This is a genomic window from Sphingomonas metalli (genome assembly GCF_014641735.1).
Taxonomy (GTDB): Bacteria; Pseudomonadota; Alphaproteobacteria; order Sphingomonadales; family Sphingomonadaceae; genus Sphingomonas; species Sphingomonas metalli.
Map to the genome: position 1 here is coordinate 251960 of NZ_BMIH01000002.1, position 21076 is coordinate 273035.

At 68.2% G+C, this 21076-nt stretch carries 18 protein-coding genes; 6 read left to right on the forward strand and 12 right to left on the reverse strand.

All coding sequences use genetic code 11. The annotated features are described in order from the left end of the window. Positions 1-119: 119 nt before the first annotated feature. A complete protein-coding gene (locus tag IEX18_RS07410) occupies positions 120-2621 on the reverse strand; it encodes a PepSY domain-containing protein (protein WP_188658097.1) in 2502 nt (833 codons plus the stop codon). 162 nt (positions 2622-2783) lie between these two features. Here IEX18_RS07410 and IEX18_RS07415 point away from each other — a divergent pair, with 162 nt between their 5' ends. Both IEX18_RS07415 and IEX18_RS07420 read left to right on the forward strand, forming a co-directional pair. Beyond that, complete coding sequence (locus IEX18_RS07415) at positions 2784-4877, forward strand: TonB-dependent siderophore receptor (protein ID WP_188658098.1); 2094 nt, start codon at positions 2784-2786, stop codon at positions 4875-4877. Between the two features lie 59 nt (positions 4878-4936). Then, positions 4937-7003, forward strand: a complete 2067-nt coding sequence (locus IEX18_RS07420; protein ID WP_188658099.1) for a TonB-dependent receptor — start codon at positions 4937-4939, stop codon at positions 7001-7003. On the opposite strand, the gene ruvB is transcribed toward IEX18_RS07420, so the two are convergent. Together ruvB and IEX18_RS07430 are read right to left on the reverse strand one after the other, a co-directional pair. Further along, the gene (ruvB, locus tag IEX18_RS07425) at positions 7000-8025 is read right to left on the reverse strand and encodes a Holliday junction branch migration DNA helicase RuvB (RefSeq protein WP_188658100.1); all 1026 of its coding nucleotides are present in this window, start codon (positions 8023-8025) and stop codon (positions 7000-7002) included. The genes IEX18_RS07420 and ruvB overlap by 4 nt on opposite strands. Positions 8026-8131: 106 nt before the next feature. Continuing rightward, complete coding sequence (locus IEX18_RS07430; RefSeq protein ID WP_188658101.1) at positions 8132-8905, reverse strand: histidine phosphatase family protein; 774 nt, start codon at positions 8903-8905, stop codon at positions 8132-8134. 122 nt (positions 8906-9027) lie between these two features. Here IEX18_RS07430 and IEX18_RS07435 point away from each other — a divergent pair, with 122 nt between their 5' ends. Further along, positions 9028-9618, forward strand: coding sequence for an exopolysaccharide biosynthesis protein (locus tag IEX18_RS07435; protein WP_188658102.1), 591 nt, complete (start codon positions 9028-9030; stop codon positions 9616-9618). A gap of 8 nt (positions 9619-9626) precedes the next feature. On the opposite strand, the gene IEX18_RS07440 is transcribed toward IEX18_RS07435, so the two are convergent. From IEX18_RS07440 to IEX18_RS07465, 6 genes are all read right to left on the reverse strand, one after another. After that, on the reverse strand, positions 9627-10349 hold the full coding sequence (locus IEX18_RS07440; protein ID WP_188658103.1) for a ParA family protein: 723 nt from the start codon (positions 10347-10349) through the stop codon (positions 9627-9629). Positions 10350-10482: 133 nt separating this feature from the next. Next, the gene (gene ruvA / locus IEX18_RS07445; RefSeq protein WP_188658104.1) at positions 10483-11079 is read right to left on the reverse strand and encodes a Holliday junction branch migration protein RuvA; all 597 of its coding nucleotides are present in this window, start codon (positions 11077-11079) and stop codon (positions 10483-10485) included. A 4-nt stretch (positions 11080-11083) separates the two neighbouring features. Beyond that, entirely contained in the window at positions 11084-11596 is a 513-nt protein-coding gene (gene ruvC / locus IEX18_RS07450) for a crossover junction endodeoxyribonuclease RuvC (protein WP_188658105.1), read from the reverse strand. 154 nt (positions 11597-11750) lie between these two features. Next, positions 11751-12494, reverse strand: coding sequence for a YebC/PmpR family DNA-binding transcriptional regulator (locus IEX18_RS07455; protein ID WP_188658106.1), 744 nt, complete (start codon positions 12492-12494; stop codon positions 11751-11753). 29 nt (positions 12495-12523) lie between these two features. Beyond that, the gene (locus IEX18_RS07460; protein WP_188658107.1) at positions 12524-13081 is read right to left on the reverse strand and encodes a DUF1003 domain-containing protein; all 558 of its coding nucleotides are present in this window, start codon (positions 13079-13081) and stop codon (positions 12524-12526) included. Positions 13082-13387: 306 nt separating this feature from the next. Further along, the gene (locus IEX18_RS07465) at positions 13388-14779 is read right to left on the reverse strand and encodes a hypothetical protein (RefSeq protein ID WP_188658108.1); all 1392 of its coding nucleotides are present in this window, start codon (positions 14777-14779) and stop codon (positions 13388-13390) included. Between the two features lie 315 nt (positions 14780-15094). Between IEX18_RS07465 and IEX18_RS07470 the strand changes: the two genes are divergently transcribed. Next, a complete protein-coding gene (locus IEX18_RS07470) occupies positions 15095-16564 on the forward strand; it encodes an AAA family ATPase (RefSeq protein WP_188658109.1) in 1470 nt (489 codons plus the stop codon). Here IEX18_RS07470 and IEX18_RS07475 read toward each other — a convergent pair. From IEX18_RS07475 to IEX18_RS07485, 3 genes are all read right to left on the reverse strand, one after another. Then, a complete protein-coding gene (locus tag IEX18_RS07475) occupies positions 16515-17495 on the reverse strand; it encodes a glycosyltransferase (RefSeq protein ID WP_188658110.1) in 981 nt (326 codons plus the stop codon). The genes IEX18_RS07470 and IEX18_RS07475 overlap by 50 nt on opposite strands. Further along, complete coding sequence (locus IEX18_RS07480) at positions 17488-18408, reverse strand: NAD-dependent epimerase/dehydratase family protein (RefSeq protein ID WP_188658111.1); 921 nt, start codon at positions 18406-18408, stop codon at positions 17488-17490. Before IEX18_RS07480 ends, IEX18_RS07475 begins: the two co-directional genes overlap by 8 nt. A 440-nt stretch (positions 18409-18848) precedes the next feature. Next, a complete protein-coding gene (locus tag IEX18_RS07485; RefSeq protein ID WP_188658112.1) occupies positions 18849-19112 on the reverse strand; it encodes a DUF2312 domain-containing protein in 264 nt (87 codons plus the stop codon). Between the two features lie 213 nt (positions 19113-19325). Here IEX18_RS07485 and rpiB point away from each other — a divergent pair, with 213 nt between their 5' ends. Then, positions 19326-19766: a ribose 5-phosphate isomerase B gene (gene rpiB / locus IEX18_RS07490; RefSeq protein WP_188658113.1), complete on the forward strand. Its 441-nt coding sequence runs from the start codon at positions 19326-19328 to the stop codon at positions 19764-19766. Then, entirely contained in the window at positions 19763-21073 is a 1311-nt protein-coding gene (gene glyA, locus IEX18_RS07495) for a serine hydroxymethyltransferase (protein ID WP_188658114.1), read from the forward strand. The genes rpiB and glyA overlap by 4 nt, the downstream gene beginning before the upstream one ends. Positions 21074-21076: the final 3 nt, after the last annotated feature.

Here is a 21076-nt window from a genome sequence, read left to right on the forward strand (position 1 = left end):
CGGGTACGATCCCGCAAGGCCCGGCCGGACCTCAGGGTCTTGACTCGATCGGAACGGGGATCGGCCGGCGAAGGCCGCTGGCGTCGTTGCCACGACCCTGTTCCGATGGCCTCCGGACCCTAATAGACGTCGCGGCGGTAGCGCCCGGCTTCCGCCAGCGACTCGAGCCGCGCCTCGCCCACCAACGCTGCGAGCGTGGCATGGACCGCGGGCGCCATGCCCTCCAGGCTGCCGCAGACCAGGATCGCCGCGCCCGCATCGATCGCGGCGATCAGCGCCGGCCCCTCCTCGAACAGCAGGTGCTGGACGTAGCGGCCACAATCCGCCTCGCGCGACCAGCAGCGATCGGCGCGGGCGAGCGTGCCGTCCGCGATCCAGCCGGCGATCTCGTCGGCGAAGAAGCCGTCATGCGCCCGCTCCCGCTCGCCGAAGAACAGCCAATGCCCGCGGCTTCCCCGGCGCGCGGCCGCCTTCAGATGGGCGCGTAGCCCCGCAATGCCGGTGCCGTTGCCGATCAGGATCAGGGAGCCGGCCCTGGGCGGAACGCGGAAGCCGGGATTGGCGCGCAGCCGCAGCGCTGTGGTCGCGCCGACCGGCAGATGCTCGGTCAGCCATCCGGATCCGATGCCATAGCCGCCATCGGCGCCGCGAACCTGCCGAACGACGAGGTCGAGCGTGCCGTCCGCGGGGATCGAGGCGGCCGAATATTCGCGCGGCGGAAGCGGCCGTAGCCCCTCCGGTTCGCCCATGGTGTCCGACAGGATCGCGCCGGCGAGGCGCACGCGCAGGTCCGCGCGGTCGAGCATCACCTCGCCATCGCCGGCCTGTTCGAATCGGGCCAGCGCCGCCTCCACCCGCGCCGGGTCGTTCTGCGGCCGGACCTCGACGATATCGCCTGCCTCCCATTCGGGCAGCGCATCGCCCGACGGCTCGAAGCGGAGATGGAAGGCGCGCGCATGGGCGCTGCCCGGGTTGAGCGGGGTCCGCGACACCAGGGTCCAGCGCCCGAAGCCCTCGGCCTGCTGCCCGCGCCCCGCCTCCGCCGCACCGAGCGCGTGCAGCCGTCGCCGCCAGCGCTCCAGCGCGTCCGGATCCTCGCCATCGACCAGGATGGGTTCGAAGATCGGCGTCGCGTCCGAGCTGGCGAGCCACGCGTCCAACGCCCGGCCGAAGGCGCAAAAGTCCCGATATTCCCGGTCCCCGAGCGCCAATATGCCATAGGTCAGCCCGGTCAGCCCGGCCGGGGCCGCCATCACCTTCCGCACGAAGCCGCGCGCCGTGTCGGGCGGCTCGCCCTCGCCATAGGTGCTGACGACGAAGAGCGCGCGCTCGGTTCGCGCCAGCAACGCGGCGTCGACCCTGGCCAAGGGCTCGAGCTGGACCGGCACCCCGCCCCGGGCGAGCGCCGCGGCGGCGTTGCGCGCATGCAGTTCGGCATGTCCGGTCTGACTGGCATAGGCGACGAGGATCGGCTTGCCCGAGGCCGCCGGCAGGGCCGGCCCGTTATCCCGTCCCGCGCGGCGCCGGCGGCGACGCGACAGGTAGAGCAGGAAGCCGGTCACCGTGAACAGCGGCATGGTCAGGCTGGTCAGCAACATCACGACGCGGCCCGGCAGCCCGAAAAAGGCGCCGCGATGCAGCTCGAACATGCTCTGGGTCAGCACCTTGCCGAGCGGGCGGGCGGCATAGAGGTCGGCCGACGTCCGCCGCCCCGCCGGCGTATAGGTAAAGCGGTCGATCTGGCGCAGGTGCCGCGCCTCCGCACGGCGCGCCTCGAAGCTGATCTCCTTCATCGGCCGGTCGGGCGCGGGGCGGGCGATGCGGATCCAGACATAGCGATCGCCAGTCGCCGTGCGGAACGCGCGCCAGGCGGGGTCGATCGCGGGCCGCGCGGCGGGCTGCGTCCGCCCCTTGCCGCCGCGTGCCTCCTCGCGCGGTTCCGCCCCCAGCATCGCCGACACGCCGCGGCGGTACCAGTCATAGGACCACCACATGCCGGTCAACGCACTCAGCAGGTAGAAGGCGAGCACCCAGGTGCCGATCGTGACGTGCAGCGCGCGCCACAGGTTGCGGCCCGACTTGCGCCAGTCGAGCACCAGCCACGCCCGCCAGTCCACCGCGCGCTTCGGCCAGCGCAGGTAGAGGCCGGACAAGGCGAAGAAGATCAGCGCGATCGCCGAGAAGCCGGTGATCTGCCGCCCTATACCCCCGCCGCCGCCGGGCAGCGCGAGCCAGCGGTGCAGCCCCTCCGCCGTCTCGAACACGGGTGCGGCGGCCGACTCGCCCAGCCAGGCTCCGGTCGCGCGGTCGATCCGGCCCTGCTCGCGACCCCGCCCCTTCGCCGCGACGAGGGTGACGCCGTGCGAGCGCTCCCGCGGCGTCTCCCAGTCCAGGCGGGTCACGCGAAAGCCGGGATGCGCCGCCTCGGCGCGGGCGATCAGGCGATCGGGCGTCAGGTCGGGCCGGGCCGGAACGCCCGGCGCGTAGATGCCGGGAGAGACCGCCTCCGCGATCTCGTCCTCGAAACTCATCATCGCGCCGGTGACGCCCATCACCGCCAGCACGAGACCTGCGGTGATCCCCAGGAACCAGTGGATCTGGAATAGGATAATTCTGGTCACCGCCCTGCCCCGCCCTGCTGCGCGCGGTGGCTGGCCGCGCCGATTCCCGGTTCGATGCCCGAAAATCCCGCGATACGCAATTGCGAGGCGTTATCATTCTCGCTAACGGCCCCTCGATGCGGTGCTCCGGAGATCGGCGGCCGCAATCGGGGGACGTGTACGATGCCGATACTGCTGATTGCCGCGCTGGCGGCCGAGCCTGCCGCCGCGACCGAAGCGCTCGCGACCGCGGTCGATCAGGCGGGCGAGCGGCCGCTCGACGAGGAGATCGTCGTCAACGGCCGGCGCGGCTTCCGCACCGAGGCCGTGCAGGTGGGTGCCTTCCGCAACCAGTCGATCCTCGACACCCCCGCGACGATCGCCGTGATGCCCCGCACGCTGCTCGACGCGCAGGGCGCCGTCGGGCTGGAGGAGGCGTTGCGCAACACGCCCGGCGTCACGCAGCAGGCGACCAGCCCGATCACCAGCAACAACTTCGTCGCGCGCGGCGTGCTGATGAACGCCCGCACCAACTACCGGCTGAACGGCGCCTTGCAGGTGGTGAACCTCAGCCCCATCCCGATCGAGAACAAGCAGCGCGTCGAGCTGCTGAAGGGCGTGTCCGCCCTCTATTATGGGATCGCGACGCCCTCGGGGATCGTCAACGTCGTCGCAAAGCGCGCCGGCAGCCGCCCGGTGACGAGCGCCTATGCCAATGGCGATGCCGAAGGGAGCTATGGCATCGGGGTCGATCTCGGCCGGCGCTTTGGCACAGACGGGCAGTTCGGGGCACGGCTCAACGGCTATTCGGGGCATATCGAAACGCCGATCGATGGCGTGAACGGCGGTCGCTACATGGTCAGCGGCGCCTTCGACTGGCAGGCGAGCGAACGGCTCGCGCTCAAGCTCGACGTCGAGCATTACTGGCGCGACACCGACGAGCCCGGGTCGATCACCCTCGCCGCGGCCCGTCTGCTCAGCGGCGTGCCGGACCCGCACCACCGCTACGCGCCGGTCGACGCACCCTATCGCACCTGGTCGACCAACCTGCTCGGCCGGGCCGACTATGCGCTGGCGACCGACTGGTCGCTGCGGGTCGAGGGCGGACTCGCCGCCTCCCGCCGCCAGCGGAGCCGCGCCGACTTCTCCTTCACCTCGGCAACCACGGGGCCGCGCACCGGGGCGGGGCGGCTCTCGGGCAACTACACGCCCGACCAGAGCTACCGGAACGAATATGTCCGGGGCGAGCTGGCGGGAACGCTGCCGACCTTCGGCATTCGGCACGAGCTGCTGTTCGGCGTCGCGCGCAACCGGCAGGTGCAGCGCGACCAGCATCAGTACAGCTATACGCCGGTCGCGCAGAACCTGTTCGAGCCCGTCGCCATCCCCTTCCGCAGCCTGGTCTTCGCCGCCACGCCGCGGTTGCAGCCGGGCAGCGTCAATGTCGATACCGGCCTCTACGCGCTCGATCTCGCCCATGTCGGCGAGCGGCTGCTGCTGATCGGCGGCGTGCGGCGGGTGCTGTACGATACGGAACGGGACCGCGCCGGCTTCACCCTGCGCGCCTGGACGCCGACGGCCGGCGCGGTGTTCCGCCCCTCCTCCGGCTCCAGCCTCTACGTCACCTATATCGAGGGGCTGGAAAGCGCCGGCACTGCCCCCGCTGGCGCGAGCAACGAGGGCGACGTGCTGCCCCCCGTCACCAGCCGCCAGACCGAGGTCGGCGCACGGATGCAGATCGCAGGCGCGCTCGCGTCGGTCGCGTGGTTCCATATCGATCGCGGCCTGGATTATCTGAATGCCGCGAACCTCTACGTCGTCGACGGCCGCGCCCGGCATCGCGGCGTCGAGGCGTCGCTGCAGGGCAACGTGACCCCGCGCCTGTCGGTCTCGCTGGCGGGTCAGTATCTCGATGCGATCCAGCGCCAGACCGGCGTGGTGGCGCAGAACGGGAAGCGGGTGGACAATGCGCCCCGCTGGTCGGGATCGGCCTTCGCCGAATACCGGCCCGCGCCGCTGCCCGATCTCGCGGTCAGCGCCGGCGCCTTCTACACCGGGGCGCGCTATGCCGACGCCCTCAACAGCTTTCGCCTGCCCGGCTATGTCACGGTCAGCCTGGGCGCGAGCTACCGCGTCCATCTCGACCGCGGCGGCACGCTGACCTTGCGGGTCAACGGCGACAATCTCGCCGACCGGCGCTATTGGGCGACCGGCGGCGCCAATCTCTATGCGGGTCTGGCGCGGCAGGTGCGCTTTTCGGCAGCGACGGAGTTCTGATCGAGCAGGGCGCGATCGGCCGTCCCGGTGCGTTGGGCAGTCTCCCATAGGACCGATCGATGCTGCCACGCCTTTGTGCCCCTGCCCTGCTGCTTGTCGCTGCTCCCGTAACGGCGCAGCAATCGACGGCCGCCGACGGTGAAGACATCGTCGTCACCGGCCGCGGGCTGGCGGAGCGGCCGGGCGATCGGGCCTTCGACACCGTCACTATCGAAGCGGACCGGATCGCGCAGAGCGCCGCCAACCGGCTGGAAACGGTGCTGGCCGACGTCGCGGGGCTCCAGCAATTCCGCCGATCCGATTCGCGCAGCGCCAATCCGACCAGCCAGGGCCTGTCGCTGCGCGGCATCGGCGGCAATGCCTCCAGCCGCGCGCTGCTGATCCTCGACGGCGTACCGCAGGCCGATCCCTTTGGCGGCTGGGTCGCCTTTCCCGCTTACGCCACCGGCCGGATCGGCGCGATCCGCGTGACGCGGGGCGGCGGCAGCGGCTATTACGGCGCGGGCGCGCTCGCCGGCACGGTCGAGCTGGACAGCGCGACGCCGCGCGGGGCGGAACCGCTGCTCGCCAGCGTCGCCCTTGGCAGCCGCTCCTCGGTCGATGCGCAGGGATCGGCAGCGCTCGTCCGCGCCGACGGCTTCGCCACGGTCTCCGCGGCCTATGCACGCGGCGACGGTTTCGTCCCGATCGTCGCGCAAAGCCGGGGTCCCGCCGATCGGACGGCGCCCTATGAACAGGCGTCGGGCGCGATCCGCGGCGTGATCGCGGCAGGCGGAGGCACCGAGCTTCAGGCGAATGTCGCCGCCTTCACCGACCGGCGCGAACGCGGCACCGCCTTCACGGCCAATCGCAGCGAGGGCGCGGATGCGAGCCTGCGCCTCGTCCATCGTGGCCGCTGGGGCTATTCGGCGCTCGCCTGGCTTCAGGCGCGCAGCTTCGCCTCGCAATTCGCCGCGGTTGACGCGCAACGGATCGGCGCGACGCCGACGCTCGACCAGTACAACACGCCCGCCACCGGACTTGGTGGCCGGATCGAGGTGATCGCACCGGTCGGCGCCGGTCGCGATTTGCGTTTCGGGGCGGACGTGCGCGGGGTCGAGGGGCGGACGCAGGAGAATTATACCTATGTCGCCGGCCTGCCGACGCGGCGGCGGATCGCCGGCGGCGCGACGCGGACGATCGGCGCCTTTGCCGATGGCAGCACGACATTCGGCTCGCTGCTGCTGACGCTGGGTGGCCGGATCGACTGGTGGCGGATCACCGACGGGCGGCTGCGGGAATATACCATTGCCAACGGCGCACCCTTGACGGATGCCCGCTTCGCCGATCGCAGCGGCAGCGAGGCGACCGGCCGCGCGGGGCTGGCCTGGACGGTCGCCCCGCCGCTGACGCTGCGCGCCGCCGCCTATCGCGGATGGCGGCTGCCGACGCTCAACGAACTCTACCGCCCCTTCCGGGTCGGCCCCGATGCGGTCGCGGCCAATGCCGGGCTGGCGCCCGAGCGGGTCACCGGCGTCGATGGCGGCATCCGCCTCACCCCCGCGCCCGGCCTGTCGCTCGATGCGACGTGGTTCTGGAACCGGCTGACCGGCGCGATCGCCAACGTCACCGCGGGTCGAGGGCCCGGCACCTTTCCCGGCGTCGGCTTCGTCGCGGCCGGTGGCATCTACCGCATTCGCCAGAATCTCGACGCGATCCGCTCGAGCGGGATCGAGATCGATGCCCGCGCCGAGCTTGGACGGTTGTTCGCCATCGCCTCCTGGAGCCATGCCGATCCGACGGTCGAGGCCTCCGGAGCCGCCGCCGCGCTCGACGGGCTGCGTCCTGCCCAGACCCCGCGCGACCTGGTCTCCGCGACGCTCGGCTGGCGCCGCGACGCCGCCACCCTGTCCGCCACGCTGCGCCACGCCGCCCGCCAGTTCGAGGACGACCAGAACAGCCGCACGCTCGCGCCCGCCACGACGCTCGACGCCTATCTGGCGCTGCCGCTGACCCGCTTGGTCTCGGTCGAGCTGCGCGGCGAGAACATCACCGACACGCGGGTCGAGGCGGGGATCAGCGGTGCCGACATCGTCGAGCGGGCGACCCCGCGCACGCTCTGGCTGGGCCTCAGGCTGCGCGGCTAGCCCTGATCGAACAGCCCGTCCTGCGATCCCACCGGCGGGTTGAGGCCGAGATGCTTCCACCCGCCCGCATTCAGCATCCGCCCGCGCGCGGTGCGCGCGACCAGGCCCAGCTGGATCAGATAGGGCTCGATCACCTCCTCGATCGTATCGCGCGGTTCGGACAGGCCGGCAGCCAGCGTCTCGACCCCCACCGGACCGCCGCGATAGATGTCGGCGATCATCGTCAGATAGCGGCGGTCCATCGCGTCGAGGCCGAGCGCGTCGACCTCCAGACGGTTGAGCGCCGCATCGGCCACCCGTGCATCGACGATCTCGGCACCCGCGACGTTGGCGAAGTCGCGCACCCGGCGGAGCAGGCGGCCGGCGATGCGGGGCGTACCGCGCGACCGGCGGGCCACTTCGGTCGCACCATCGGCGGCGATGCCGAGGTCGAGCAGACCCGCCGCGCGGGTGACGACGCGGGTCAGTTCCTCGACGGTGTAGAATTGCAGGCGGACGGGAATGCCGAAGCGATCGCGGAGCGGCGTGGTCAGCAGTCCCTGCCGGGTCGTCGCGCCGACCAGCGTGAACCGCGGCAGGTCGATCCGCACCGATCGCGCCGACGGTCCCTCGCCGATCATCAGGTCGAGCGCGCGGTCCTCCATTGCCGGATAGAGCACTTCCTCGACCGCGGGCTGCAGCCGATGGATCTCGTCGATGAACAGGACGTCGCCGTCCTCCAGGTTGGTCAGCAGCGCGGCGAGGTCGCCCGACTTGGCGATGACCGGGCCGGAGGTCGCACGGAACCCCACCCCCATCTCGCGGGCGATGATCTGCGCGAGCGTCGTCTTGCCGAGCCCCGGCGGCCCGAAGAACAGCACATGGTCGAGCGCGTCGCCCCGGCTGCGCGCCGCCTGGATGAAGATGCGCAGATTCTCCCGCGCCGCCGCCTGGCCGACGAACTCGTCGAGGTGCCGCGGACGCAGCGCGGCGTCGACATCCTCCGGGCGGCGGGCGGCGGTCATGAAGCGGTCGTCGGTCACGCTTCGTTCCGTAGCGGCCATGGCGGCGCGGGTCGAGGGGAAGCGGACGCCGGACCGCACCGACCGCGCGCAGCGCAATCCGGCTATTCCAAGACGAAGCCGGTCCTCAGCCGATCCGGGCCATCGTCCGGCGCCGGCGATAGCGGGCCGCGCCCGCGACCATCCCGAACCCGACCAGCATCATCGTCCAGGTCGCGGGTTCCGGCACGGCCACGGCGATGCCCTGCCAGTTCGTGACGACCGGTTGTCCGCCGACCAGATCGACCTGGATGATGCCGGTGTTGCGCATCGGATTGGCGAAGGCGAAGCCGGCGCTGACGTTCTTCGCGAAATAGGGCATGACGAAGCCGGTCTCCGCCCCATGCCCGACGATGACGACGGTGCCGCTGTCGTTCCTGTGGGCGTCGATGATCTCCTGCAACGCGGGCAACACCCGCGCCGCCAGTTCGTCCAGCGATTCGGCATTGGGCAGGTTGGCGCGCGCGCCGGTATTGCCCGCCGCCCATTGCCCGATGACGCCGTTCAGCGACGCGAGGTCCGCCACGCTTTTGACGTCCCCGAAATACCATTCGTTCGTACGGGCATCGGCGACCGGCGCAAGGCCCAGTGCCGCCGCCGTCGGGGCGATGGTCAGCTTGGTGCGCTGGTAAGCGCTGGTGTAGATCGCGCGCACGTCATAGGTGGCGAGGGTCTTGGCCAGGTCCAGCGCCTGCTGCTGGCCAAGCGCGGTCAGTGGCGGATCGAGGACCTCCTGCGGCGTCGCGGCGGTCCCCGCATTGGCCGTGCTCTCGGCATGTCGGATGAACAGGAAGGACGTCGCCTCGGCCGGCATCGGCGCCGCCGCCAGCAACAGGGTCAGGAACCTCGCGAAGTTCGTCACGGTCTATCTCCCTCTTACAGCCGCCGCGGCGTTAACCATGTCCGGTGACGGTTTCGTGATGGGCTCCCCTGCCCCAAATGACGCCGCGCGGAACCGCGCCCTCGTCGCCCGGTTCCCCCCTGATGGCGGACGAACCCCACAGCCTCGGCGACGTTCTCGACACGCTCGAGCGGCTGGCCGATGCGCACGACAGGGTGACGCTGGGCCAGACGGTGGAGGCGCTGGGCAGCCGTTCCTACGGCCCCTTCCTGCTCCTCCCGGCGCTGGTCGACATCTCGCCGGTCGGCTCGATCCCCGGCCTTCCCACGGTGCTGGCAGCGATCATCATCCTCACCGCGGCCCAGGTGATCGCGGGACGCGAGCATCTCTGGCTGCCCGGTTTCCTCGAACGGCGCGGGTTCCGGGCGGAGACGGTGCGCAAGACGGTCGGCAAGGGCCGGGGCATCGCCCGCAGGATCGACGGCTGGTTTCATGGCCGGCTGCCGGCGCTCACCCGCGGCCCCTTCGTCCGGGTGGCGGCGGCGGCCTGTATCGGCCTGGCCTGTACCGTGCCGCCGCTCGAACTGCTGCCGCTGGCCACCACGGCGCCGATGGCGGCGATCGCGGCATTCGGGCTGGCGCTGCTGGTGCGCGACGGCGCGCTGATGATCGCCGCTATCGGCCTGGCCGCGGGCGCGCTCGCCCTGGGCGCGGGCCTGCTCGGCAGAAGCTGAGCGCGCGCTCAGGCCAGCCGCTTCTCCACCGCTCGCCACAAGGCCGCGATCGCGACGGCACCGGGAGACCTGGGAGCATAGGTCGCGACGGGCGCGCGATGCTCGGTCATTGCCTCCATCGTGCTCGCCATCGGGATCACCGGCCAGCCCGGATGCTCGGCCAGCGCCCCCCGGTGCAGCGCGCGGCGGCGGTCGACCATCGAGAAGACCGGCAGCAGGGCCGGCCCGTCCTTGCGCGTGCCGACATGCGCCGCGACCGTCTCGAAGGCGCGCCGGGCGAGCGGCGACGGGATCACCGGCACCACGACCAGATCGGCCGCGCGCAGCACCTGTTCGGACGTATCGGTGAGGCCTGGCGGGCAGTCGACGATGATCCGGTCGTGGTCGCGCGCCAGGTCGCCGGCGATCTTCGCCAGCCGCTTCTTCTTGTCGATATCGTGGAACAGCCGGTCGAGCGAGCGCAGCGAGGCGTCGGCCCGCAGCAGCGACAGCCGCTCGACCGGGGTGGTCAGGATCAGCGTCTTGGGATCGACCTCGCGCGTGATCGCCGCCTGGGCTTCGGTCCGCGGCCGATCGTCGGCGCCGAGGACCCAGCTGGCCGCCGCCTGCGCGTCGAGGTCCCAGAGCAGCGTCCGCCGCTTCGACAGGCAGGCGGCGGCCCAGCCCAGATTGACCGACAGCGTCGTCTTACCCACCCCGCCCTTCAGGCTGTAGACCGCGATGATCTTCATCTTTCTCCTTGACCCGCTATGTCACATAAATGTAATATTTGCTCCTACCATGTTCCTGCGCGGGTGACGAGGGCGCGCTAGGGGCCGCACGCCTGGAAGCGCGCGAACTACCTGTTTCTGCTGAAGAAGAAGCCTATCTGGCCGCTTTTTTGAGCGCGAGGCGGACCAGCGCGTCGAGGCTCGCGCCCGCGCCCAGCTCGTCTTCCGCCGCGGCGACCGCCGATGCGGCTTCCGCCGGACGGAAGCCGAGGTTGAGCAGCGCCGAGACGGCATCGGCCGAGGCGCCGACCGGCAGCGCCTGCGCCGCGGCAGCCGGGCCGAGCGACAGCCCCCCGACCTTGTCCTTCAGCTCGCGCACGATCCGCTCGGCGAGCTTGGGCCCGACGCCGTTGGCGCGGGCGACCATCGCCTTGTCCTGCGCGCCCACCGCGCGCGACAGCTCAGCCGGCTCCAGCGCCGACAGGATGGCGAGCGCCACGCGCGCACCGACGCCCTGCACCCCCGTCAGCAGCCGGAACCAGTCGCGCTCGGTCGCGGTGGCGAAGCCGACCAGCCGGATCGAGTCCTCCGACACCAGCATCTCGGTGAACAGCGTCGCGGCTTCACCCACCGGGCCGATGGCGGCGAGCGTGCGCGACGACGCGCCGACCAGATAGCCGACGCCGCCGACATCGATCACCGCATGGTCGATCCCCGTCGCGTCCAGCCGTCCCTTGAGATGCGCGATCATCGTCTCATCCTCCCGCCGTCACCCGTGCGCGCCGTGCCAGTCCGGCGGCGCTGGCGAGATGATGGGCATGGGTGATCGCCACCGCCAGCGCGTCCGCGGCGTCCGGTCCGGCCAGCTTCGCACCGGGCAGCAGCACCGCCATCATCGCCTGGATCTGCCGCTTCTCCGCGCCGCCCGTGCCGACCACCGCCTTCTTCACCGTGCTCGGATGATATTCGCCGATCATCAGTCCCGCCTGCGCCGCCGCCAGCAGCACGATCCCTCGCGCCTGCCCCAGCTTCAGCGTCGACTGCGCGTTGGTGTTGCCGAGCACCTCCTCCACCGCCGCGCTCTCGGGCCGCTCGGCGCGGATCACGTCGATCAGCGCCGCATGCAGGTTCGACAGCCGCCGCGGCAGCGGCATGGAGGGATCGGTCTTGATCTGGCCGTTGGCGATATGGGTCAGCCGGTTGCCCTCCGCCCGGATCACCCCCCAGCCGGTCGTGCCGAGCCCCGGGTCGAGGCCGAGCAGGATCATATCCCGATCCTCCCCATCGCAGATGGGGAGGGGGACCGCTCGGCTTCAGCCGAGTGGTGGAGGGGCCGGCGCCAGCCGGTGCTGCGCACCGCCCCTCCACCATGCTGCGCATGGTCCCCCTCCCCATGCCACGCATGGGGAGGATCATGTGGGGTCAACCGAGCTTCTCCATCACCTCGTCCGACACCTCGTAATTCCCCCAGACGGTTTGGACGTCGTCATCATCGTCCAGCGCATCGATCAGCTTGAACAGCGTCGCCGCATCCGCCTCGCTCACCGCGACCATGGTCTGCGGGCGCCAGGCGAGCTTCGCGCCCTCCGCCTCGCCGAGAACCGGCTCCAGCGCCTTGGCCACCTCGTGCAGGTCGCCCTGCGCGGTCCAGATCTCGTGCCCGTCCTCGCTGGAGGTCACGTCCTCGGCCCCCGCCTCCAGCGCGGCCTCGAACACCGTCTCGGCGTCACCGGCGCTGGCGGGATAGTTGATCAGGCCCATCCGATCGAAGCCGTGGCTCACCGATCCGCTCGCGCCCAGATTGCCGCCATTCTTCGCCACGGCGGTGCGGACATTGGTGGCGGTGCGGTTGCGATTGTCGGTCAGCGCCTCGATGATCAGGCTGACGCCGCCGGGGCCGAAGCCCTCATAGCGGATTTCCTCGTAGCTCTCGGTGTCGCCCTTCGACGCCTTGTCGATCGAGCGCTGGATATTGTCCTTGGGCATGGACTGCGCCTTGGCGGCGTTGATCGCGGCGCGCAGTCGCGGGTTCATGTCCGGGTCGGGCAAGCCCATCTTGGCCGCGACCGTGATCTCACGCGAGAGCTTGGAGAACATGTTGGAGCGCTTTTTGTCCTGCGCGCCCTTGCGATGCATGATGTTCTTGAACTTGGAATGGCCTGCCATGATCCGCCTCTGAAGATATGGCGGGCCTGTTACGCTCCGGCGTCGGATTTCGCCAGAGCATCGGGGCGGGAGAGCGCATCGATCTTCGCCTCCAGCGCCGCCAGCCGTTCGATCACCACCCCGTCGAGCTTCTGGTGGAGCCGCAGGATGTCGAGCTCCGCGCGCAGGTTCGTCTCATAGTCGAGGCTGGCGGCCAGCCGGTCCTTCGACGCCTGCCGGTTCTGGCTCATCATGATGACCGGCGCCTGCACCGCCGCCAGCGTGGAGAGCATCAGGTTGAGGAAGATATAGGGATAGGGATCAAACTGCATCCCGAAGTGCGCGAGCACATCGGTGTTGAGCAGCATCCAGCCGAGCAGCACCAGCGTGAAGGCGATGATGAACCCCCACGACCCGCCGATCGCCGCCACCCGGTCGGCCAGCCGATCGCCGACGCTCGCCCGCGCATCCGCCTCGTCCGCCGCATCACGGCTGACAATGGTGCCGCTGTCGATACTGTCGAGGACGCGCCGCTCCTCGGGGTCGAGCGTGTGGTCGGGTTTGCGCAGCAGACGCTGGGCAAGGTCGGCGAGCGGAAGCTGGGCCATGGGTCGGTCCCCGATCTGGAGAAGGGCGCTGGCGCGGTACCGGGGGCGGAGGGGGCGGGCAAGCGGTGTCGGGAGCGGGCCGACCGCGGACGTCCGGACGGGCGATGCGGCTTCCCGATAGCGGCCCTGCGGGACGAGCTTTCCCGTTTCCTCGACCAGCCTCGAGCAGATTGGGAGAGTGCAACCGAAAGCAAATTTGAAAAACGGCCGCCCCGCAGGTGTCACTGCGACAAGCCCGGCGGGATTTCCGCCACGGGTTTCCAATCGGGAAGACCGAGTGGGGCAGCACGCCGCCCGTTCTGCTTATTATTGAGCGGTTTGCCTTTGCGGAGGTGAGGCGGTCACCTCCACGCCCAAGTTCAACGCTCCCGTAAAAGGACCGCCCGGCGCATCCATTGTAATTCCGCGTGGCAGTTTCGTCGGAGGGGGAGATGCCGTCTGCGGCTCGCAGTCGGTATCCGACGTGCAGGCCCAGTATGATCCCCCATTCCACCTGGCATCGAGACTGACGGTTTCGCCCTGCGGCAGATAGCCGGCCATTGGCAGGTAGGGTGGTTTGGCCCAAACCGGTGGCACCCGCATCGCATGCGCGTTTCCAACGAGTACGAGCACGCGCGTGCCTTTCGGGCTTCTGCCGAGCAGTGAGGCGGCGAGTGCGTTCTCGTAATGGCCCGGGTTAAAACCGCCGGGATCCGGATTATACAGGGGCTGGAAGGCGACGACGCTGGAAATGCGACCGGCGGATCGAAGTTCGCGCAGCCGCTCGAAAAGCCTGAAATATGCCTCGCTTGATCTACCGTCCTTGACGGTCTGGGTCCAAATGCGGCTCGAAAGGAACCGTGTGGTGGCCTCCGGTCCGCCGTCCGACCCGATGAATTCGTCAATGGCAGGTTGCTCGCTCGTCGCCTGCTCCACCGCGACGGTTACCGGTTTGGAGGCCGATGCCAAACAGACAAGATCGCCAAAAGCGTCTGGAGTTTCGGTGGTGCCATGTATTTCCCCCACCACGATCCAGCGCAGACGTGCCCGACCAAGCAGGGTTTCCGACGCGGGGATCGGGCGACAGCGAACTGGTTGCGCCGTTGCTGTGAAAGTCCGCGCGGTCGGGGCCGGAGCAAGCTGCTGGAGAGAAGGAACTGGCATGATGACCGGTTTGGGCCGGGACTCCTTCTCAAGCTCTGCGCGTCTCTCCTCCTGCTCCGCCAACGGTGGAACTCCCAGCGCGGCGCGCAGGCCATCCGACCCGAGCGAACGGTCAAAAGGCTCTTGGGTAGCCCGCCCATCCGACCCTACGCGAAACTGCGTACCGAGGATTTGCGGTTTGCCGATCGCCTGTAGATAACGATCAAGGGTCGCTGCCGCGATCCACGTCGCTTCCGCTTTTCCCCGCGCGACGGCGATCGTCGCGAGCAGGTGCGCCTTCAGATAATCTTCGGGTGTCCCCCCATGCTGGAACACAAAGGCGGCGTGGTAGAAATCATTGCCGCTATTCAAGGCATCGGCATCGAGTAGGGCTTGAGTTCGCTTTCGACGTACGTCGTCTTTTTGTCCGATGGTGTTGCCGTCAATCACGGGCCCCTGCCGATCCTTCTGATCCGCGTTGAATATGGCCGTCATTTCCGCGTTCGTCGGCCGGTTGGTAGCGCCTTCCGCCGCGAAGGACGGCGTGGCCGCGAACAATAGCGCGAAAGCGAGCATACTATAGCGGATCAAGGACAACTCGGACTGGTGGGCAGGTGCCGCATGATGCGTTCTGCCGGAGCCATTCTGCAAGGCGCATGTCTACTGCTATCGCTACTCGTCGGGCGAAACTTTCCCAAATCGTCACGGTGGCGCGTTTCCGGGAAGCCGGCCGTTCTCCCGAGATTCGATCCTCTGCGGGAATATGCCGCGATACGCTTCGTCGGCTAGGGTCGTGACCACCCTTTGGGTCAACGTCGATCGTTGACCGCTTCCACACCCCCACCGCAAACCGCTTGCCCCCGCCCCACCCGATCGGCCAAACGCCCGGCGATGACCGTCAGCGTAGACATGGGTCGCGACTCGAACGGCGCGGCCGTCCCGATCGATCTGGAGGAACTGCTGGCCACCCGCCTGCTGGTGCAGGGCAATTCGGGGTCGGGCAAGTCGCACCTCCTGCGCCGCCTGCTCGAGCGCTCGGCGGGGCAGGTGCAGCAGGTGGTGATCGATCCCGAAGGCGACTTCGTCACCCTGTCGGCCGCTTACGGCCATGTCGCGATCGAGGCGGCGGACTATTCGATCCCGGAGATCGAGCGGCTCGGCGGGCGCATCCGCGAGCATCGCGCCTCGGTCGTCCTGTCGCTCGAGGGGCTGGAGGCGGAAGGGCAGATGCGCTGCGCCGCCGCCTTCCTCAACGCGCTGTTCGATGCCCCACGCGAACATTGGTATCCCGCGCTGGTCGTGGTCGACGAGGCGCAGCTCTTCGCGCCCGCCGGCGGCGGCGAGGTGGCGGAGGAGGTGCGCCGTGCCTCGCTGTCGGCGATGACCAATCTGATGTGCCGCGGCCGCAAGCGCGGGCTGGCCGGCGTGATCGCCACGCAGCGGCTGGCGAAGCTCGCCAAGAATGTCGCCGCCGAAGCCTCCAACTTCCTGATGGGGCGGACCTTTCTCGACATCGATATGGCGCGCGCGGCCGATCTGCTCGGCATGGAGCGCCGCCAGGCGGAGGCAATCCGCGACCTTCCCCGTGGCGCCTTCATGGCGCTCGGTCCCGCCGTGTCACGCCGTCCGGTGACGGTACGGATCGGCGCGGTCGAAACCTCCGCGCGCTCCGGCAGTCCCAAGCTGACGCCCCTGCCCGAGGCGAAGCCGATGGACCTGTCGGACCTGCTCGCCGAGCCGGAGGCCCCGTCCCTGCCCTTCGCCTTCGAGCCGCGCCCGCGCCGCGTCCCGACCGACGAGCTTGCCGCCGAGATCGAGCGGCCGAGCGCCGACATCATCACGCCCTTCGCCCCCGCTCCGGCCCTGCCGGAAAAGGACGAGGAGGAGGTGGAGGCGATCTATGCCGAGGCGCTCCGTGCGATCGTCGCCGATGCCGATGCGGCGCTGCGACCGCCCTCGGTGCTGTTCCAGGATTTCCAGGTCCGCTGCCGCATGGCCGGACTGCCCAAGCCCGCGCTCGACATGCCGGCCTTCACCCGCCGCCTGTCCTGCGCGCGGGCCGGCATCTTCGACATCCACGCCCCCGAATGGGCCGACGCGCTGGCGCTCGCGGGCACCCTGCCCGACGATATGATGGGCGCCTTCCTCCTCGTCGCCCGCGCCGCGCGCGAGGGGCGCCCCTGCCCCAGCGATACCGAGCTCGCCACGACCTATGGCACCAGCTCGCTCGGCCGCGTGCGCCGCCTGATCGGCTATATCGAGAGCCGCGACCTGTTCGTGACCCGGGTCGACCTGTCCGGCAAACGCTCCATCACCATCCCGCGACTGGGCTGGACGACGGAGCCGGCCGAGGCGGCCTGATGGCGATCCGCGACCGTGAAAGAGCTCGAACCGATTTTGCGACTTGGACAACAAAGATCGGCGAAATCAGAATTCCGATCACGACCCATTTGTTGAGGTGCATCGCGTCCAGAAAGTGCGAGCGGCGCAATGCTCGCCAACTAACACGTTTACTTGCTTTGAGCTCGAACAGCGTTTTACGGCTAAAAAGATTCATGTTGGCTGAATGGGCCTTGACGACGCTCGGCATCTCCGAAGGGGATACCACTTTGGGGAAGGCGGATACCACTGAAACCCAGTCGTCGACGAAGACGTCAAGCATGGCGCTTTGCCAATAGCTGGGTTTGTCCACCGTCCCAATGCTCGGTTCTCCAAACCAGCCGATCTTAGCAGGATTTGAGCTTAAATAGCCCAGGATCACGCTGATCTGCGGGAAGTTTCGCTTCACGATGATGTCATTTGCCGCCCATCGGATGACGTTCCGATGGTAAATTGTCGCTCCCGTCATGGTCTGATGCCACAATCGATCCCGCGCCAGGTGGAGCGCGTCGTCACCCTCTGCCGCTTTTACCGTTCGGGTATCTGAGCAGTGTGAGTTTACAAAGACCATATCCTGACCGGTGAGGAAGCGCTTGATTCGAGCAAGCTGCCCTCTCTTGACCCAGCGCGCATCGCCCAGAAGCCAGACATAATCCGCTTCCGGCCACAACAGCGTCTGCAGAACGTTACCGTCGTGGCGAAGCGCCGGCCGATTGTGACGATAGTGGATGTTAGGATAGCGCTGCGACAGATCAGCTACCATGGCTTCTGTGTCGGCATCGCTGCTGTCGTCCGAGATATAGATTGCGACGCCCAGGGCCTCGGCATCGTCGAGCACTTCAGCTAGGCAGCGTCGAAGAACATCCGGCCGTTGATATGTGGGGATGGCAATTGCGAGCGTTGCGTCAGTCACCGATCATCCCCTTAATTCGCGCAAAGTCTCTGATACCCGCTTCCAGTGACCGCGGCGCTACCGATACGAGACTTCTGAGCTTCTCAGTATCCACTACAATCCTAGACACGTCCGTCGCGCGGCCAGGACGGAAATGCAGAGCTATCGGCCGCTGGAGCACGCATTCGACCGTGTTCACGACTTCGAGCAGAGAATATCCTACACCGCTACCGACATTGACAGTCATATTGCGCTGGTTTCCCGATCCCGCCAGTTCCACAACAGCATCAACAAGGTCGTCGACATAAATATAGTCCCGAATAGCTCGGCCATCCCCCCAAACTTCCAGTTCCTGGCCAGCCTGCACCCGCGAGAATATAGTAGCTATCAGGCCCTGCCGCCCGTCGCCCGCCTGATAACGACCAAACGGGTTGGAAGGCCGGACAATAATATACTCGAGCCCCACCGTGCGATGGAGAAAACGCACCAGTTGCTCAATTTCAAGCTTTAATTGACCATAGAAGCTGATTGGCGCGCACTCATCCGATTCGCTAGCCGCACCCGATGCCGTTGCACCGTAGATTGCTCCACCCGAAGAGAAATAGATTAGCGGGATGTGCCGGCTAGCTGCGATCTGTCCCAATTGAAGGAATGGCTCCACCAAGGCAGATCGTTCGGCCAGATATGATTGCGCGGGACTGGAAGGGATCATAGAGGAGGCGAGATACACGATGACATCGATCGACTGAGTGTCGATCAAATCCGCAATAAGGTGACGACTCGTCCAATCGAGGACAATTTTAGCACCCTGCAGGTCCGGCATCGCAGGCGCTCTTCGCAACGTGGTGATCGAACGATGTCCATAGTTGTGAAGACGCGCAGCCAGATTGGCGCCGATAAAGCCATTCCCCCCGATCAACAGGAACGTCGCCACACCCACCCCCCGGCAGAACCAACAACCAGTCGCTGACCATCCCCCGATGGCCTGACAGCTTCCCTCCTTCGCGCAGGGAAAAACCAGCTGTCATCACGCCGATTCCGGTCGTTTATACTCGCTAACCCGTTGGCAATGCGAATCCTTTATCGGCCGTTAACCGAATTCGGATACGTTCTTCCGGCAGACGGCCGTCGCTTGCCTCGACGATACTGAGCGCGCAGAATGCTGCGCGCTTGTCATACCAATTGTAGCAAGCCCGAAGGCGGGTGCGGTGGTATCATGTGCCAGGCATGCGTCGCGGCCCGGTCTCCCACCTTCATCCAGATAGCGGTTTCAAATAGCGCCGCGGGAATCATCAAATTCGGCATATTGGTCGGTGAGACAAGAGTCTTCATTCCAGACACGCTTTTTGAGAAACCTGCCTCACCAATCGTCTGTTACAGCATCCCCAGCGCCTGCATATAGGTCTCGAGGATGGCCTCTTCCTCCTGATACTCCTCGCGCTTCTTCTTGCGGATCGACATGATCTTCCGGATCGCCTTGGGGTCGTAGCCGCGGCCCTTGGCCTCGGCGAACACGTCCTTGATGTCGTCGGCGATGCCCTTCTTCTCTTCCTCCAGCCGCTCGGCGCGCTCGATCAGCAGGCGCAGCTCCTCCGCCGCGACCTGACCGCCACCCATGCCCTCGCCCCGCTCGTCCATCGTCTCTCCATCCCGTGAAAAAGCGCCGCCCGGCCCTGCCCGCGACTGCGCGCGGAAAGGGGGCGGCGTGGTTAACCCTGTCGGGTGCGGCGGGCGCTCTAGTGGATCGGCGCGCGGGGCTCAAGCCGGGTTGCGATCGGGTGTGGCAATCCGCCAGCGGGCGGCGTAAGGGCGCGGGCAAATCCGTCAGCCATCCGCCTCGAGGACGCGCCCATGCGCATCGCCATCGCCTCCGATCATGCCGCCGTGTCGCTGAAAGACGCGCTCGTGGTGTGGCTGCGCGAGGACGGGCACGCGGTGCTGGACCTCGGCACCCATGGCGATGCGCGGGTCGACTATCCCGACTACGGCTTCGCGCTCGCCGAGGCACTGGCGGACGGCCGGGCGGAGCGCGGCGTCGCGGTGTGCGGCTCCGGCATCGGCATCTCGATCGCCGCCAACCGCCACCCGGCCTGCCGCTGCGCGCTCGTGTCGGAGCCACTGTCCGCGGCGCTCGCCCGCCAGCACAACGATGCCAACGCCATCGCCTTCGGCGCTCGCCTCATCGGCGAGGACATGGCCAAGGCCTGCATTACCGCCTTTCTGACGACCGGCTTCGACGGCGGCCGTCACCAGCCCCGAGTCGCCAAGCTCGCCAAGGAGTTCGCCCTATGAGCACCCAGCCGCACGATCTCTCCGAGGTCCAGCCCGACGGATTCTACACCCGCGGCCTGGCCGAGGCCGATGCCGCCGTCTTCGCCGGCATCGCGCAGGAACTGGAACGCGAACAGACGCAGATCGAGCTGATCGCGTCGGAGAACATCGTGTCGCAGGCGGTGCTCGAGGCACAGGGCTCGGTCTTCACCAACAAATATGCGGAAGGCTATCCGGGCAAGCGCTATTATCAGGGCTGCCACCCGTCCGACGTGGTGGAGACGCTCGCGATCGAGCGCGCCAAGCAGCTGTTCGGCTGCGGCTTCGCCAACGTCCAGCCGCATTCGGGCGCGCAGGCGAACGGCGCGGTGATGCTGGCGCTAGTCAGGCCGGGCGACACGATCCTGGGGATGAGCCTCGACGCCGGCGGCCACCTGACCCATGGCGCGCGCGCGGCGATGAGCGGCAAGTGGTTCAACGCCGTCCAATATGGCGTCGACCCCGACACGCATCTGATCGACTATGACGCGGTCGAGGCGCTGGCGGTCGAGCATCAGCCCAAGCTAATCATCGCCGGCGGCAGCGCCTATCCGCGCGTGATCGACTTCCAGCGTTTCCGCGCGATCGCCGACAAGGTCGGCGCCTACTTCATGGTCGACATGGCGCATTTCGCCGGCATCGTCGCCGCGGGACTGCACCCCACCCCCTTCGGCCATGCGCATGTCGTCACCACCACGACGCACAAGACGCTGCGCGGCCCGCGCGGCGGCATGATCCTGACCGATGACGAGGCGATCGCCAAGAAAATCAACTCGGCGGTCTTCCCGGGGCTGCAGGGTGGCCCGCTGATGCACGTCGTCGCGGCCAAGGCCGTCGCCTTCGGCGAGGCGCTCCGTCCCGAGTACAAGAGCTACATCGCCGCGGTGGTGGAGAATGCCAAGGTCCTCGCCGCGACCCTGAAGGAGCGCGGGGCGGACGTGATCGCCGGGGGCACCGACACGCATCTGGCGCTGATCGACCTTCGCCCGCTCGGCATCACCGGCAAGGATGCGGACGAGGCGCTGGAGCGCGCCGGCATCACCTGCAACAAGAACGGCATCCCCAACGATCCGCTGCCGCCGGTCAAGACCAGCGGCATCCGCGTCGGCTCGCCCGCCGGCACCACCCGCGGCTTCGGCGTCGCCGAGTTCCGCGAGATCGGCAATATGGTCGCCGATGTGCTCGACGGCCTGCGCGAGAAGGGCGAGGCCGGAAACCCGGAGGTCGAGGCAGACGTTCGGAACCGGGTGCGGGCCCTGTGCGCGCGCTTCCCCATCTATCAAGGATAAGCC